The 16,602-nt window shown below is 24.1% G+C and carries 10 protein-coding genes; all 10 read right to left on the bottom strand.

Annotated elements, in window-relative coordinates:
- Positions 1–8 precede the first annotated feature (8 nt).
- Complete coding sequence (locus tag BN346_RS06475) at positions 9–1,724, bottom strand: ABC transporter ATP-binding protein (RefSeq protein ID WP_040327326.1); 1,716 nt, start codon at positions 1,722–1,724, stop codon at positions 9–11.
- Positions 1,724–3,454 carry an ABC transporter ATP-binding protein/permease gene (locus BN346_RS06470; RefSeq protein WP_040327325.1) on the bottom strand — a complete coding sequence of 577 codons (1,731 nt, stop codon included), beginning with the start codon at positions 3,452–3,454 and terminating at the stop codon, positions 1,724–1,726. The genes BN346_RS06475 and BN346_RS06470 overlap by 1 nt, the downstream gene beginning before the upstream one ends.
- 148 nt (positions 3,455–3,602) lie before the next feature.
- Positions 3,603–4,961, bottom strand: coding sequence for an MATE family efflux transporter (locus tag BN346_RS06465; RefSeq protein WP_040327324.1), 1,359 nt, complete (start codon positions 4,959–4,961; stop codon positions 3,603–3,605).
- Between the two features lie 288 nt (positions 4,962–5,249).
- Positions 5,250–6,881, bottom strand: a complete 1,632-nt coding sequence (locus BN346_RS06460) for an ABC transporter ATP-binding protein (RefSeq protein ID WP_040327323.1) — start codon at positions 6,879–6,881, stop codon at positions 5,250–5,252.
- Positions 6,882–7,058: 177 nt separating this feature from the next.
- Complete coding sequence (locus BN346_RS06455; RefSeq protein ID WP_040327322.1) at positions 7,059–9,029, bottom strand: tetratricopeptide repeat-containing diguanylate cyclase; 1,971 nt, start codon at positions 9,027–9,029, stop codon at positions 7,059–7,061.
- A gap of 46 nt (positions 9,030–9,075) precedes the next feature.
- Positions 9,076–11,178: a GGDEF domain-containing protein gene (locus BN346_RS06450; protein ID WP_040327321.1), complete on the bottom strand. Its 2,103-nt coding sequence runs from the start codon at positions 11,176–11,178 to the stop codon at positions 9,076–9,078.
- Positions 11,179–11,334: 156 nt separating this feature from the next.
- The gene (locus BN346_RS06445; protein ID WP_040327320.1) at positions 11,335–13,002 is read right to left on the bottom strand and encodes an EAL domain-containing protein; all 1,668 of its coding nucleotides are present in this window, start codon (positions 13,000–13,002) and stop codon (positions 11,335–11,337) included.
- Between the two features lie 323 nt (positions 13,003–13,325).
- The gene (locus BN346_RS06440; protein ID WP_040327319.1) at positions 13,326–13,970 is read right to left on the bottom strand and encodes a tetratricopeptide repeat protein; all 645 of its coding nucleotides are present in this window, start codon (positions 13,968–13,970) and stop codon (positions 13,326–13,328) included.
- Positions 13,971–14,304: 334 nt separating this feature from the next.
- On the bottom strand, positions 14,305–16,314 hold the full coding sequence (gene feoB / locus BN346_RS06435) for a ferrous iron transport protein B (RefSeq protein ID WP_040327318.1): 2,010 nt from the start codon (positions 16,312–16,314) through the stop codon (positions 14,305–14,307).
- Positions 16,315–16,373: 59 nt separating this feature from the next.
- Positions 16,374–16,595: a FeoA family protein gene (locus BN346_RS06430; RefSeq protein WP_040327317.1), complete on the bottom strand. Its 222-nt coding sequence runs from the start codon at positions 16,593–16,595 to the stop codon at positions 16,374–16,376.
- Between the last annotated feature and the right edge of the window lie 7 nt (positions 16,596–16,602).

Genomic DNA, 16,602 nt, shown 5'->3' with positions numbered 1-16,602 from the left:
AATTCTTGTTACAGTTCACTTAATTTTTTATTTTCTAGTTTAAATATTTTATTGGTTATAGCTTCTGTAGATTTTCTATGTGTAATTAGAACTATAGTTTTATCTTTTATATTGTGATTTATTGCATTTAATACTTCACCTTCATTTAAAGTATCTAAATTGCTAGTTGGTTCATCTAATATGATTATTTCAGCCTTACTTAAAAATGTTCTAGCAAGTCCAATTCTTTGTTTTTCTCCTGACGAAAGATTGCCACCTAACTCTCCTACAATAGTTTCATATCCTTTAGGTAAAGATATTATAAAATCATGTATAGACGCTTTTTTTGCAGCATCCACTACTTCTTCATGATTTGCATTTATTGATGCAATCTTTATATTTTCTTCTATACTTTCATTAAAAAGAAAAGTTTCTTGACTCATTAATACTTGATTTTTTCTTAAAGTATTTGTAGGTAATTCTTTTAGGTTTACATTACCTAAAGTTACATTCCCCTTATTTACATCAAAAAATCTCATAAGTAATTTTGCAAATGTACTTTTTCCTATTCCACTCTCACCAACTATAGATATCTTATCTCTTTTTTTTATATTTATATTTACATCTTTTAATATCTCTTTTCTATTATCATATTTAAATGATACATCTTCATAAATAATATTTAATGAATTCAGATCACAATCACCAAAAACTTCTTCAACTTCTGGATTTTCATCTAAAATATTAAATAGCCTTTCAGCAGAAGCCAATGTAAATATTAAATTATTTGATAAATTGCTTAGTGCAACTACCGGCCCAAAAGATGAAGCTATAATAACTATTGCTATTATTAGTATAGATAATGTAATTTCTCCCTTATAAAGCAAATGACTTCCCACAAATAAAAAGACTAATATAGAGCTCATAATTGTAAGATCAGTAATTGCTCTAACTATTCCTTCGTGATTCTTTATTGTTTTTTGCTTTTCATTTAAGTTTATAGATTTATTATGTATTTTGTTTAATCTTTCATTTCCATTTTTATAAATTAATATTTCTTTTAATCCTCTCAATGAATCTAACATATATGAATTTGCATCTCCAAATGCGCTTCTATATTCAACTCCTGATTGTTTAGCAAATTTAGATGTTGTATAAGGTATTATAAAACCTACAATTATAAAAAATATCAAAGCAATCATTCCATAATACATATGTATATTCCATAATATTATTGTTATTATAAAATTTGTTATTATGGCAATTGCTATAGGTGCTATTGTATGTGCATAAAAAACTTCTAGTAATTCTATATCCGATGTTATAATAGACACTAAATTCCCTTTTTCCTTATTTTCTAATTTTGCAGGAGCAAGTTTTCTTAATGCTTTAAACACCTTATCCCTAAGTATAGCTAATATTTTAAAAGCAATATAATGACCTGATAACTGTTCTATATATCTTAAAGGTCCCCTTAAAATTGCACATATTATCATAATTATAATTGAACTTGTAAAAGTTATATTAATCATTTTATAATTTAATACTGGTGTTGCTAGAGATATAGCATCTATTCCATTAGAATCAATGATTGTACCAATGGCAACTGCTCCAAAAGTTGTTATACTTATTGCAGCTAAAAATCCTAAAACCCCCATGGATATTGTTAAAACCATAAAAGGTATTAATGGTTTTAATTCTTTAATTAATCTTTTCATTATTTTGAATCCAGATTGTCTTTCCATTATATTGCCTCCTTTCTCTCTAATTTTTTTTGATTTTCAATCATTTTATAATACTCATTTTTTAAGCTTAATAAAGTATGATGATCTCCTTCTTCAACAACTTTTCCATTTTTCATAACATAAATTTTATCTGCATTTTTAACATTTTGTAATCTGTGAGAAATCATAATTATAGTTTTTTCTTTAGACAATTTATTTATTGAATCTAAAGTTAGTTCTTCAGACTCAACATCTATATTAGAAGTTGCTTCATCAAAAATCATAACTTCCCTATTAGATAAAATAGCCCTAGCTAAAGCTAATCTTTGTTTTTGACCTCCAGATAATAAATTTCCGTTCTCTCCAGTTTTAGTGTGTAATCCATCTTTTAATGTGTTTATAAATTCTTTCAAATTAGATAACTCTAGTGCTCTATTAATTTCCTCTTTAGTTGCATCATCCTTTGCCATAAGTAAATTATCTAATATTGTTCCATTAAATATGTATGAATTAGTGCTTATAAGTGTGATTTTCTCATATATATTATCAAAACTTAAATCATCTATATCAATAGAATTAAATAGAATTTTTCCATTATCTACTTTATACGTGTTTAAAATCAACGATGCAATAGTGCTTTTCCCCGAACCACTTTTACCTACTATTGCAGTAAAAGTACCTTTAGCAAACTTCATTGAAACATTATCTATAACTTTTCTCTCCTTATCATAACTAAAACTTATATTCTTAATATTTATATTTAAGTCACATAATTCATTTTTCATATTAAAATTCTCTTTTTCAAGCTCTTTTGCATCTAATAACTTAAATATTTTTTCTGACGCAGCTATACCATTCATTGCCACATGAAAGAAAGAACCTAAAAGTCTTAGTGGTATAAAAAATTCTGAAGATAATAATATTATCACAACTACTTCTCCAATAGTCAGCCTACCATTCAAAAATTCATTTATTGCTACAATAGAACCTATACTAGCTCCTAAGAACGCTATTAAGTCCATAATAGTTATTGAATTAAGTTGCATTCTTAAAACTTTCATTGTTATTTTTCTAAAATTCTCTGCTTCATCATTCATTTTTTTATGTTTAATATCATCAACATTAAAAACTTTTAGAGTAGTTAATCCTTGAAGATTCTCAAGAAAAGTATCACCTAAATTTGAGTATATACCCCAATATTTCTTTAATATTTTTTTTGCAATCTTCATAATTGCTATTATTGAAATTGGAATAAGTGGAACTGATATTATAAAAACTACTGCTGACTTAATTGATATAAATGATATAACAATAAATAAAGTAAGCGGTGCTATAAGTGAGTAAAATAGTTGTGGCAAGTATTTACCAAAATATATTTCTAATTGCTCAACCCCTTCTATAGATGCTTGTACAATTGAAGAAGTTGACATAACCTCATTATAATTTAATCCTAGCTTTAGAAGCTTTCTGTAAATCATATCTCTTAGCGTAACTTTTACATTTGAAGATGCCTTGTATGAAAAATATCCACTACTTAAACTACTTATAAATCTAATAATGAGAAAAAGTGCTATAATAATAAATTTTCTTGTATCTATTACATTCAAATTAGCCAAATCATTTATTATATTACCTATAATAGTAATAATACCTATATTGCATATTATAGATATCCAATTCACTAGAACTGTAAAGTTAATATATTTTTTCGAATCTTTGCATAAGTTTATCAATCGTTTATCTATCATCATTATTTATCACCTCTAATTTAATTAATCATAATTTCAAATTTGGATCCTATAATAAAATAACACAATTGATAATGATTTTCAATGTTATTTATATTATATTTTTATGATTTAATTAAAAAAATAAGAAGAAATACAACAAAATGTTGCATTACTTCTTATGTACAAAAGATTTTCCAATCCACTTTTTCTTATTCCATCTATTATATACTAATATAGCTCTAAACCACTCATCTACAGTAAATCCAATCCACATTCCAACAAGTCCAAGACCTAATTTTATACCTAACAAGTATGAAAGACCTACACCAAAAGTCCACATTGAAAATATCCCTATATATACAGGAAATTTAACATCTCCTGCTGCTCTTAAGGAATTTATACCAACTATATTCACTGTCCTACCTGGCTCTAATATTAAATCTATGGCTAATACTATAGCACCTAAACTTATTATTTCAGAGTTTGAAGTAAACATATGTAAAATATTCTTTCCAAATATAAAAAATACAAAACTAATACTAACCGTTACGATAATTGCCTTCTTTAAACATACTAAACAAAGTTTATGTGCTACGTCATTTTCTTCTTCACCAACTAATTGTCCTATTACTATACTTGCACCTTGTCCTAGTGCTGCTGAGAATAGATATGCAAAACTTGCTATATTTGAGATATAGCTTTTTGTTGCCATGGAGTTTATACTTATCAAATTAATAAAGCTTATAACTACTAATTGAGATAAATTATATGATATTTCTTCACCTGCTGCTGGTATACCAATTTTTAATATGTTTTTCAAATCTTCTTTTGGAAATGGTTTAAATAAATCAAGTTTTATTCTTTTTAATACATTTCTATATAAAACTATCCCCAATACAATTAACCCTATAAACTTACTTAATGTTGTTGATATTGCAGCTCCTCTAACACCTAAACTTTCAAATCCAAAATGTCCAAATATAAGTATATAATTTAAAACTACATTAATTATATTCATTAGCAATGTTACAAACATACAAACTTTTGTAAGTCCATGAGGTCTTAAAATTGCTGTAAAAGTCATTGAAATAGCTTGTATAAATATGAAACCACCTACAAATTCTATATATTGTTTTCCATATATAAGTAACTCATCTGATGTATTTAAAAGTTTTAGAAGAGTTGTTCCTAAAAATATCATTATTATACTTAAAATTATTCCTATTAAAAAGTTAAAACCTATAGAAACTCCACTTAATCTAATAATATTATCATTATTTTTACCATTTTCCTTATTGTATCCTATGTACTGTGCTACAAGTATAGATGTTCCTGCAGTAATTAATGAAAACATAAGATTAACCATAAACATTAACTGATTTGCAACTCCTACTGCTGCAACTGCATTATCTGAGTATCGTCCTAACATAAAAATATCTACTCCACCAAGAAGTGATATAAGTATACTTTCTATAAATATAGGCCATGTAATTTGTATTAACTTATTTTTAATTTTCTTATCTATCATATTATCTCCTTTATCTTTTGTTTTTTAATCTTTCTTTGTCAAAAATTTGACTTTTTAATTATATATTAAAATTAAATGTACATCTATAAGATTTTAAGTTCAAAACTAAAATATCATCCTTATCAAATGATAATTCTACAGTTATGAGTTATTAATATTTTTATATAGCCTTTAAGTATCAATGAATAACTTTTTTAACATAATTGTTTATGTAGTAATACCAATACTCATCTTTTGAATTTCTTCTTCAAAAATTTGAAATTCCTATAAAGTAAAAAAATGACTACATCATTTGTAGTCATCTAAGTTTATTGTTATATTACAATCCTCTAAAATCCTATCTTTATGAGATATTAGAAGTACAATTTTATTTTTATAATAATACTTTATATTTTCTATTATATTTTCTTCCATTTTGTCATCTAACGCACTATTTATTTCATCTAAAATTAAAATATCACTTTTCTTTAATAATGCTCTTGCTATACATATTATTTGCTTTTCCCCTCCTGATAAATTTAAGTTTTGTTCATCCACCATAGTATTATATCCATCTGATAATCCTAAAATCTTATTGTGTATATTTAACTTTTTACAAACTTTATAAACTTCTTCCTCCTTAGCTTGTCCAAAACAACTTATATTGTTTAAAATGCTGTCAGGAAACAAATAAATATTCTGTGGTACATAAGATATTCTTCTTAATATTTCATATTCTGATAAATCTTTTTGAGCTATTTCATTAAAAAATAAATTATCTACTTCATAGAATCCACATATTAATTTCATTAAAGATGTTTTTCCAGATCCATTGCTTCCACGTATTGCAACTACATCATTTTTTCTTAATTTAAATGAAAGGTTATTAAAAATTCTATTATCCTTATAATCAAATTTCATATTTTTTGATTCAATAGTATTGATAATAATATTTCTTTCTTTTAAAGGTCTTTCTACTTCAAATTGATTTATAAACTTAATTATTCTATCTAAAGAAGTTTCTACATCTTTTAAAATTATATCTATTTTTATTATACTTCTCAATTCAGTTGTTAATTGAATTGCATAAGAATACATTGAAAAAATTTCGCCTAAAGTTATACTTCTCCATATAAGATATATCAATCCACCAATCAATAATGATAACACCCTAAATACTGATATAATGAAAAAGCTTACATTAGAATATATACTCGAAACTTTATTAACTAATTTACAATTTTTAAAATTTTCTTTATTTTTCTCATTTAAAATATTTAAACATGTACTTTCTAAAGCAAATATTTTTATATTCATAAAGCCTGAGATAAATTTTTTTAAATTTTTTAAAAGTTCTTCTTCTGAATCTTTATAATCATAATATCCTTTTTCAAGTTTTTTTGAAAATATTCTTTGAATTATAATTAATATAACAAAAAATATTATTAATATCTCAGTAGCAATTGCATTTATATTTATCATAGAAATTATTAATGCTAAAATTTGAACTGTAGATACAATCAAATTAAATAGATTTAAAAAGGCTTGTTCTAATTTTTCAGTATCCTTTAGTAGTTTATTTATTATTTCTCCTTCACTTTTATCCTCTATTAATGATATTTTAGAATTTAAAATCTTATTATAACAAAAACTTCTTATATCATTTTGAATATTTTTATTTATCTCCGCAAACTTTATATCTATTACTGTATTAGATAAGTCCCATATAAAGTATAATCCTATCACAATTATAAAATTTTTAATAAGTGATTCTATAGTTGCGTAATTAGTTTCTAAACTTGTAATCATTCGTCCTAGAAAATATGGAACTGAAATTGATGTAAATACCATAACTAGTTCTAATATACTAACAAATATTATAGCTTTATATTGTTTTTTTATAAAACTTTTTAAAAACCTTAAATTTTGTCTTTTTATCATAATATTCTCCTTTTTTAAAATTTTCAGACTTTATTTGTTTTACATTAACATACTACCTTAATTCCGTCAAATATGTTCTATTGCATTTTTCCTTATATATATTCAATAATTTATACCACATTTGCTATTTAAGCAAAAAATAAAGCGTGTTTTCACACGCCTTTGTTTAATAAATTATTACTTCATACATTCATCAAAATGTACTACTTTATCTCGGCCACTTTCTTTTGCTACATAAAGAGCTTTATCTGCTTTATTAACTACATTTTTTAAACTTTCTTTTTTATATTTTCCCTTAGTATATACTCCAATACTTACAGTTATTATGTTAGTCACTTTAGAATGTCTATGCGCTATCCTTTTTCTTTTTATAGAATTTCTAAGTCTTTTTACTCTTTCTAATGCAACTTCTTTTGGTGTTTCTTTAAGAATAATACAGAACTCTTCTCCACCATATCTTACACATATATCATCTTTTCTAAAAACTTCTCTTATTGCATTAGATACTTCTTTTATAACTTTATCCCCTTTAACATGACCATAGTTGTCATTGTATAACTTAAAGTAATCTATATCTAACATTATAATTGAAAACTCGTAATCATCAATATAGTTATAGACTTTATTTTCATATTCATCTAAATATCTTCTATTATATAACATTGTTAAAAAATCTTTATCTTTTTCTTCTTCTAATCTTCTTATTCTTCTTCTATCATTATTATAAAGTTCTTCTAATATTAATAACAATATTAATGTTATTATCCAGTTCTTTTGCTCTACAGATTCATGCTTGTAATTTTTAGCCATAGCTTCTTGATACTTTTGCTTTTCTACAGCATATATACTGTAATCTTTATGTATAACTTCTTGTTCTTCATAACTTAAATTTATTAGCTCATCCTTGTAAAAATTAGATGTATCTTTATCACCAATTTTACTATATAACTCTGCAAGTTTTTCAGTTATTATTTTTTTCAGTTCCCTATTATTTCTTTCTTTAGCTAGTTTTAAAGCATATTCATATTTTGATATAGAATCCTTATAATCTTTTTTATTGTAAAGTAAATCCCCATAAGCTTTAATCAATGTTATATCTTGATCTAAATACAGCTTTTTACTTTCACACTTCATTAAAAGTTCTGCTTCTTTTAATGAGTTTTCAGCCTTTTCTAGTTCTCCTTTATAACTATATACCTGAGATTCAATAATATTTTTTAAAGCCTCAACATTATTTGCTTCATCCTCACTTAAGTATTTTGTGTAATCACTAATTCTTAATGCGGTTTCTAAAGCTGCATCATAGTGTTTTGTAATAATATGTAATTCCGATAAATTTATAAGTCCATATGTTTTAGCTAATGCATTTTCATAATCATCATCTATGTCTATTTCTAAACTTTCTTTTAATGGCAATTTAGCTTGATCATATCCTCCTAATTTTCTAAATACTAAAGATAAATCTACAATAGCCTTTGCTTTAAAATATTGTTTGTCCAATTTTTCTGACAGTGTTACTATCTCTAAACCATACTCTATAGCTTTGCCATAATTAGAGTTTGCAACATAGAGCATCTCTAATTTTCTAATTATATAAAACCTATATTCATCACTTATATTTTCATGAGATATTCCACGTTCTAAAATTTTTATAACTTTTTCTCTTCCTTCTGGTATATATAGTATAGTTTTTAAAACTTCCCATATATCTTCTTCATTATAGTGAGGATTACTCTCATTTATATATCCAAACCCTTCTTCTATGTAATAAACAGCTTCATTATACTTCTCGTTTCGTATAAAACAATCTGCCAAAAACTTATTACTATAAATTTTAACAAAATAACTTGTAGTATTATTTATATTTGTACATGCCAATTTAAAATTTTTTAGGGCACTATTAAAATCATAACTTATGTAATCAAAATATCCATTTAAAAAATGTTTAGTAGAACTATTGGGATAATTTTTTATTATATTTCTTTTCTCTTCTATAGTTTTTTTATCAATAATCGTCTTATTAAAATAGGACTCAGAAACTTCTTTAATTAAACTATTCATATTTTTATCATCATCAATTTCTATTGGTATTATAAATAGAAATAGCATAATAATTAAAGTTGTAAAATAAATTAAATTTTTTTTCATACGTTTCTCCAAATTTATTAAGTAGCCTTTTTAAAACATTAATATTCTAATTAAAATATTTAACCTTATTTCTTCCTGAATTTTTAGCGTCATATAATGCTTTATCTGCAAATTTTACTCCTTCAAAGAAACTATTTTCATCTTTATTAAAAAAGTATAAACCTATACTTACAGTAACTTTCAAACTATTCATATCTTTAGCTTCAAAAGTATGTAATTCTATAGTTTCTTGAATTGATTTTGCAATATCTTTAACTTTACAAATATCTTGTTCTAATACTATAATGATAAATTCTTCTCCACCATATCGACCTAATACACAATTATCTTCTAAATGTTTGCTTATTACGTTTGCAGTTTCAGTTAACACATAATCTCCATAACAATGTCCTAATGTATCATTTATTTTTTTAAAATGATCTACATCTATCATCATAACTGAAAAATTTATGTTATCTTTTTTTGTTGCTTTAAAGAACTCCTCACCTATTCTTAAAATTTCTCTTCTATTTAAAACTCCAGTTAGGCTATCATAACTAGCCAAATATTTACTTTCACTAAATAATAATGAATTCTTTATAGCAATTGCCGCATAAGATGAAAATATTTTAAGTATATTTAAATCTGCGATTGTATATTTATTTTCTTTCTTACTTTGAATAGTTAAAACACCAATAACTTCATTTTCTATAATCAACGGACAATATATTGCAGACTTTACTTTATCCCCCACAATATAATATTTAGGAAGCTTTTTAACATATTTTCTATATTCATTTTCAAAATTATTAATAAGTATTTCTTTTTTTGTTTTATAACAATAAACTCCTAGATTATCATCATCATCTAATAATATTTTATTAACTTTTAGTTTACACCCACTTTCAACAAATATTTCAGAAGTTAAAAATTTATCATTGTTTTGACTTAAAGCAATAGCAAAAATATCTAATTCTATTATTTTGCTTAGTTCCTTTGCTATAACTCCAAATATTTTATCTTTATTTAAAATAGATGTAATTTTTCTTCCCATATGTGAAATATTATTCATGTTACTATACAATTTTTTATATGTATTAGCTTCTTTCTTAAATGTTTTATTATAAAATCTATCAAAAATAACAATATTTGTATCGTTCATTATTTCTTTTTCATATTTACATTTATTTTCTAATGATTCAAATGCATTTTTAAAATCGCCCATATTTTTGTATAAATCACTTAAATTTGAATAAATATCTTTTAATAAAACTGTAGATTTTATTTCTTTTGCATATTTTAAAGCATTAAGCAATAGTTTTTCCGACTTACTATAATCGCACAGATTACTTTTGCATTTTCCCCACTCTATTAGTGTTTTAACAATAATAAATTTATTATTGTGATTTAAAGCTATATTATATGTATCTTCAAAACTTTTTTCAGATTCACTATACAATTCAAATTTATGCTGTATTTTACCATTTAAATATAGAAATTCAGCTTGATAAAAAAAACACTTCATTTTTTTTGATAAATTATATCCTTTTTTAAAATATTTATAAGCATCATAAATCTCATCATTCTTTAATTTAATCTCTATCATAACTGTATATAATAACAATTGTTCTTCATTTTGCAATTCATAATTATTATCTTTGTTTAAATTAAACAATCGTTCTATTAATTCTAACGACTCACAAAATTTGCCATAATCTAAATATGCTACTGCAGTATTTATAATTATTGAACTCAATATAGTGTAATCCCTCAATTTTTCTGCTATAGCAATTGCTTTCAATCCAAATTCTATAGCAAAAACAAACATTCCAAGTTTTGTATAATTAGCTATAAGTCCATTAAAAACTTTCACTATACTTTTTTCATTATTAAGTTTCAAAAATATTTCATAGGATTCTCTTTGATATTTTATTGATTTATTATATTCACCGTTATCATGGTAATACCAACTTAAATAAAGTAAGCATTCTCCAATAGAATTCTTATAATCATTTTTTCTAGCTATTAAAAATACTTTTTCCATTACATATTTCATATATTTAGGATTATATCTTAGATTATCTAATGCAAATTTAATGAAGTAATCTATATATTTTTCATCATGTTGAAATTTAATTAAATAGTCATTTACTTCATTTTCTTTTTCCAAATTATTACCACCTATTTTCTAATATAATTTTTTCTTAATATATACTTTGTATTATTTTGCATTTTATTTCAATATTCGACTTTCATAAGAAAATATACTTAATTTACACAAATGTAAATTAAGTATATTAATTCACAATAAAATTTATTATACTATCTATTTTTTTGAAATACTTCCTTCTACTTCATTCAACATATTAATTGAAACTGGTTTAGAATAAAAATAACCTTGAATATAAAACTTATCATGGTTGTACTTTTTTATAATTTCTTTTTGAGTTTTATTTTCAACCCCTTCTGCTATAATTACTTTATTATTATCCATTGCAAAATTGGAAATAAAATCAACAGCATTTTTTCTAAACTTAGATGTTTCAATTTTATCTATGAAATATTTATCTAGTTTTATTATATCAAAATCTAACTTTTCTATTATTTCTAATGTAGAATATTCAACTCCAAAATCATCAATAGCTATCATAAATCCACATTCTTTTAACTTTGACAATACTATTTTAAGTTTTTCTAAGTTTCCTATGCCCACATTTTCAGTTATTTCTAGACATATAGAATTTCGTGGAAGTTTAGAATTGTTAAATATAACTATCATATTATCAACAAATAATTCATTTTCTATTTCATTTAATGATATATTTATAGATATGTAAAATGAGTCATATTTATAATTTATTTCTTCTTTAATTAATTTATACTCAATTATAACTTTCTTTAGTATCCAATAAGATACTTCAGAAAGCATTTTACTTTCTTCTATCTCTTTTAAGAATTCATTGGGATAAATTAAGCCTTTTTTTGTATTTAGCCTTAATAATGCTTCAAATCCAACTAAAGTTTCTAATTTAGGATTTATTATAGGCTGATAATGTAACATATATTGATTTTTTTTCATTCTAATATTTATTTTATTCTTTATTCTAAAAATTTTTATTTTAGGATATATATTTTTTACATATATGAATAGTAAAAGTAATAATGTGAAACTAAACATAAATTTTATTATTTCTGGATATGAATTTGGATTAACATAAATTTTCATAAAATGTTTTCCATAAATTTTTTCTATATGATTTTCCTTTGAATTAATACTTTTCAATAAAATCTCATTAATATTAGCTATAATATCTTCATTTTTATTATTAGCTGCTATATATATAGGTCCATCATTATATTCATATATTTTATTAAATTTTTTGTATTTTTCATCATGACTGCTAGTTAAAATTAAATTTGCTTCATTATTGTTAATTAACTTTTTAGCTTCATAATCATTGCTAACTAATTCTAATTTGAAATTTATATTTAAATTTTCCAAAGATTTAATTAACCATTCAACTTCAAATACGTCTTCTACTACTACAATGTTAACCTCCTCTAAATTTTTTAAATCACTATATTTAACATCATTTTTTGAATATAATCTTTGGCTATTAAAACCTATATAATATTGAGAGTACAAAACATTATTTTTTTCTTTTTCAATATAAGGAATACCCATTAATAAATCTAATTCACCATCTTTTAATTTTTTTAGATTATTAGAAAAATTATCTACTTCAGTATCAAACTCAATATTTAATTCATTTCCTATAAATTGAGTAATTTCATTATAATAACCACTTACTTTTCCTTCTTTATTTTCTGATAAATATGGATTTAAAGCATTTGACCCAATTTTATAAACTTTCTTATCTTCAATTTCTGCATCTTTTCTTTCATATGCTAATAATTCAGTAGAAAGAATGTAAAATGTCAAAAATAATACAATAATAAATTTATCTGTTTTTTTCTTCTTTATATTTTCCATCTTTTTACCTTTCTTGATTTAAATAAACCCATATTCTAAAATAAATATAATATTTAAACTTTATTTATATTATTTTTAAGCATCTATTTAATAACTATATAATTAATTTTATAAACAAATTTAGAATACTTATACTTCTTTCATACAATATAAGTATCGAATATTTTTTATATATTCTTAAATATTTTTTTGTATTTTTTAATTAAATATTATTTTATTTAATATGCATTCATTTATAAAGGAATAGATGTTAATATATTGAAATTAAAAAAGGCTCTTGCTTTTACTATTTTAGTTCTTTTGCAATGCCCTTTTCTATAGAATTAATTTATTAAATTTATAAATCTATTATCACTTCTTACTGGATCAAAATCTACTTCTTCTCTTGCATGATTTTTTATAGATTCATCTAACTTTATAGCTTCACTAAGATATTTTATTGTATTATCTGCATCTCCTCTTCTTCCATAACAAGACGCTATTCCGTAATATGACCATACATATTTCTCTACGTCTAAAGCTTTATTATAAAAAACTATTGCTTCATCTAATTTTTCATAAAGTTCATATGTAAGGGCTTTATTAAATAGTGCATAACCATACTCTGGTTGTATTTCTAAAGCTTTATCTATGTCTCTCATACCTTCTTCATAATTACCATTATAAGCCTTTGCTATTCCTCTAATATTATAACCTTTATAACTTTCAGGAAATTCATTTATTAATAAATTTGATTTTTCTATAGCTTCATCATATCTATTTTCAAAAAACAAATCATATGCTACTTTATACAATTCCTCCTCTTTTTCAGATTCAACTTTTGATATATCGTTGTTGTTTTCATCTATACTACTTTCAACTTTTATATTACTTTTATTATTATAATTTTCTTTTGAACGCTCACCACACCCTGTCAACAAAATTACAAAAGACATCATTAAAAATATTTTACTTCTCTTATTTTTCATGTTTTCTACCTTTCATCCACTTTTAAATACAAATAAAATGTGCCAATTCATCTATAGGAGAGGTTTCAACCTTGCACAACTACATTGTGATATATTATTTTCTAATTTTCAATTTATTTCAAATAATAAATTAGAACTTGAAAATTCCAGCTTGTTTTCCTATATTAAATTATATCATAATGATATTATAGATAGAATTTAATTTTATTCTTAAACTTTTCTTTAAAAATGTATAACCTCTTTTATTTGTAATGATTTATAATATATATGATTAAACATAAAAAGAGATTAATTTAAAATTTATAAATTAATCTCTTTTTATATTTATTTTATCTTAAGCAAAACCAAGTAATGAACCTATTTGGAATACAAATACTGCTCCAAGCCATCCTATAAAGAATGTATATACTGCAGTAAATAGTGTCCATTTCCATGAGTTTGTCTCTCTTCTAATTGCACCTAATGCAACTAAACATGGAGTATATAAAAGTGACATAACCATAAATGACATTGCTGATAATGGAGTAAATATTGATTGAATCGAAGATACTAATGCTGGTCCTTCTTCTACACCTGCATATATTAATCCCATAGTTCCTATGACTGTTTCTTTTGCAAGTATTCCTGTAACTAATGAAACACCTGCTTGCCATGTTCCAAAACCTGCTGGCTTAAATATTGGTGCAACAAATGAACCTATCATTCCAAGTAGTGAGTCTTCGCTATTTGGTTCTACTCCCATTGGTAAATATGATAATGCCCATAACACTACCATTATTGGTAATATAATTTTTCCTGCTTTTTTAATAAATGCACCTGCTTTGTCCCACATTAACATAAATACATTTCTTAAAGATGGAATTTTATAACTTGGAAGTTCCATTACAAAGTAAGATGGTTCTCCCTTAAATAAAGTTTTACTAAATATTTTACCCATAATAAGTGCTACTATTAAACCTAATGCATAAAGCGAAAATAGTATTAATGCTTGATTCTTTTTAAAGAAAGCACTAATGAATAACATATAAATTGGTAATCTTGCTCCACAAGATATAAATGGATTTATAAGAATTGCAATCATTCTATCTTTCTTGTTTTCAAGTGTTCTTGTTGCCATTATTCCTGGAACATTACAACCTATACTTACAAGCATTGATACGAAAGTTTTACCATGTAAACCTAAAGATCTCATTAATTTATCCATAACATATGCCGCTCTTGCCATATATCCACTGTCTTCTAATAAGCCTATTAAGAAATACATAACCATGATTAAGGGTAAGAATGCAATTACTGCTGCAAGCCCACCAAATATAGCTTTTTCAACAAAAGTTTGAATTACCATCGGTGCTCCTACTGTAGCTAAATATCCACTAATAGATTCACCTAATCCATTTATAAATCCATCTACAGCATCCTGTATTCCTGCTCCAACAATAAAAGTTATTTGATATAAAACAAACATAATAGCTGCAAAAATAGGTAATCCTAAAAATTTATTTGTCACAACTTTATCTATTTTATCTGTAAATGTATCTTCATTCTTTTCTTTTCTCTTAACAGTATCTGATACTATTTCTGATATAACAGAGTACCTTTCATTTACTATTGCCATTTCTGGTTCAAATCCAACTTTAGATTCTATTTCTTTATAGCATCCTTCTAATTGTCTTTTTAAATTAATATTTTTATCAACTTCTAATTCTTCTTTCATATGACTATCATTTTCTAAAAGTTTTAAAGCTGCCCATTTTGAAGAAATAGATTTATTCTTAACACTCTTTTCTATAATTCTAGCAAGACTTTCTATTTCTTTATTAATGTCTTCGCCATAATTTATATTTACATTTGCCTTTTCTATATCATCACTTATACTAGCTTCTATAAGTTCTTTTATTCCTTTTTGCTTTAATGCCACTGTTGGAATAACTTTAACGCCTAATTTGCTAGAAAGTTCTTTTATTTTTATCATAATTTCTTTATTTTCAGCTTCATCCATCATATTTAATGCTATAACAACTTTAGCTCCCATTTCTATTAGCTGAAGAGTTAAATATAAATTTCTTTCTATATTAGTAGCATCAATTACGTTTATTACCACGTCTGGTTTATCATTTACAATATAATTCCTAGCTATAACTTCATCTTCTGAATATGCACCTAAACTATAAGTTCCTGGTAAATCTATAATTTTATATTCATTTCCATTATGCTTTAATATTCCTTCTTTTTTTTCTACTGTAACTCCTGGCCAATTTCCTACATGTTGTCTAGCCTTAGTCAAGATATTAAACAAACTTGTTTTTCCGCAGTTTGGATTACCTGCTAATGCAATTGTTCTCATTTTCTTCCCCCTTGAATTTGAAAGTCATTATCATCACTTTCCTATAATTATGTCTTCTTTTAAACAGCTATTAAAACATTTCTAGCTATATTATTATCTAATGCAAATCTGCTTTCCTTAATTGAAATAATTAAACTTCTACCATCATTTTTTACAATTTTAATTTTATTTCCTGATACAATACCAAGTTCTCCTAATCTTTTGTTTAACCCTTCCTTCATAGAAACTGATTTTACCTCAACTATATTTCCTTCATGAGCCAAATTCATTGGTATTAACATAACATCA

Origin of the sequence: Clostridium ihumii AP5 (genome assembly GCF_000612845.1) — a bacterium.
Taxonomy (GTDB): domain Bacteria; phylum Bacillota; class Clostridia; order Clostridiales; family Clostridiaceae; genus Clostridium_J; species Clostridium_J ihumii.
Note: the sequence above shows the minus strand (reverse complement) of the source record. Positions and strands in the feature narration are given on the sequence as shown.

Coding starts and splice junctions, on each gene's coding strand:
- BN346_RS06475 (WP_040327326.1), bottom strand. CDS start 1,724: ATGGAAAGACAATCTGGATTCAAAATAATGAAAAGATTAATTAAAGAA.
- BN346_RS06470 (WP_040327325.1), bottom strand. CDS start 3,454: ATGATGATAGATAAACGATTGATAAACTTATGCAAAGATTCGAAAAAA.
- BN346_RS06465 (WP_040327324.1), bottom strand. CDS start 4,961: ATGATAGATAAGAAAATTAAAAATAAGTTAATACAAATTACATGGCCT.
- BN346_RS06460 (WP_040327323.1), bottom strand. CDS start 6,881: ATGATAAAAAGACAAAATTTAAGGTTTTTAAAAAGTTTTATAAAAAAA.
- BN346_RS06455 (WP_040327322.1), bottom strand. CDS start 9,029: ATGAAAAAAAATTTAATTTATTTTACAACTTTAATTATTATGCTATTT.
- BN346_RS06445 (WP_040327320.1), bottom strand. CDS start 13,002: ATGGAAAATATAAAGAAGAAAAAAACAGATAAATTTATTATTGTATTA.
- BN346_RS06440 (WP_040327319.1), bottom strand. CDS start 13,970: ATGAAAAATAAGAGAAGTAAAATATTTTTAATGATGTCTTTTGTAATT.
- feoB (WP_040327318.1), bottom strand. CDS start 16,314: ATGAGAACAATTGCATTAGCAGGTAATCCAAACTGCGGAAAAACAAGT.
- BN346_RS06430 (WP_040327317.1), bottom strand. CDS start 16,595: ATGTTAATACCAATGAATTTGGCTCATGAAGGAAATATAGTTGAGGTA.